This is a genomic window from Oleiphilus sp. HI0125 (genome assembly GCF_001635355.1).
In genome coordinates, this window is record NZ_LWGF01000109.1 from 1 (window position 1) to 1,256 (window position 1,256).

Annotated in this window: 1 pseudogene; it reads left to right on the forward strand. The window is 43.9% G+C overall.

Features of this window, described 5'->3' with window-relative positions:
* Window positions 1–117: 117 nt before the first annotated feature.
* Window positions 118–1,256, forward strand: a pseudogene (locus A3762_RS01685) (PEP-CTERM system histidine kinase PrsK); the annotation flags it as partial.

A 1,256-nucleotide genomic window follows, 5' to 3' on the forward strand; every position in this document is an offset into this window, starting at 1 on the left:
TTTTTATGTCTGAAAAAAGCCTCGTTTTTACACATCCCTGATACACTGAATAGTAAGAGAACAATTTTCTGTTCAGATCTTGTTTCATGACGAATTTAACCACAACGAACGAACAAAATGGATCTTAGTTTTTCCGTTATAGGTAACGCGACTGGCGCTATTACGTTTGCATTGCTAATGATATACGCAGTGCGCAGTTATCAGCGACGCGCTACCGATAAAGCCATCTTATTTGCGACCAGCACTACGCTGTGTTGGTTATTGATACTGACAATTCAAGCTTTAGGTTTTGAGCTGCCATTTACCTTGCGCTATAGCCTTGAGCTATTACGAACCGCTGCGTGGTTTACGGTCTTGTATGCCATTCTTGGCGTCACAGTTTTTCCTTCTAAATTTAAAATCGGCCCCCAATTCTTTTTTACAACCGGCGTTATCACTTTAATCTCTGGGTTGATTGCGGTACTGATAATTCAAGAGCTATTCACAATATCCCTCGTCTCTGGCAAAACACTGTTAGTTCTTAACGTTCTCGTATCATTAGTAGGCATTCTGTTACTAGAACAAATTTGGCGAAACTCTTCTCTCTTTACCCGCGCAGGAATTAAGTATCTCAGCATCGCGGTTGCAACCATCCTTGCTTATGACTTCGTTATGTACTCCGACGCCCTGCTCTTCAATCGTTTGTCAGGAGCACTTTGGGATAGCCGTGGCGCTGTAAATGCGCTAGCTGCCCCCCTGATCGCAGCAACACTGGTGAATCGCAAAGGGAAAGCCTTAGGCATACATATCTCACGACAAATGGTGTTCCACACCACGACCCTTGTTATTGCAGGCATTTACTTGTTGTTTGTATCTGCAGGCGGATATTACATCAATGTCTTCGGTGGCTCTTGGGGTGCGGCACTGCGTGTTTTATTCTTGTTCAGTGCGGGGATCTTCCTCATTCTCGTGATTAGTTCGCCAAATCTTCGTGCCCGCACAATGGTTTTTATCTCGAAGAACTTCTTCGATTACAAATATGACTATCGCGACGAATGGATCAAAAGCACCTCAAGCCTGCAAACACCAGCGAGTGAATCTTCTAAGAAAGAGAGCTTGTATCGACGCAGCACCAATACCCTAGCTGAACTAGTTCAAGCGCAAGCTGGAGTAATCTGGAGCCAAGACGAAGACGGCAACCTGACTTTCAAAGATCAATTTGGCTTTGACCAGCATAACTTTGGACTCATCAACAACGATTCTGATTTGATTCAATA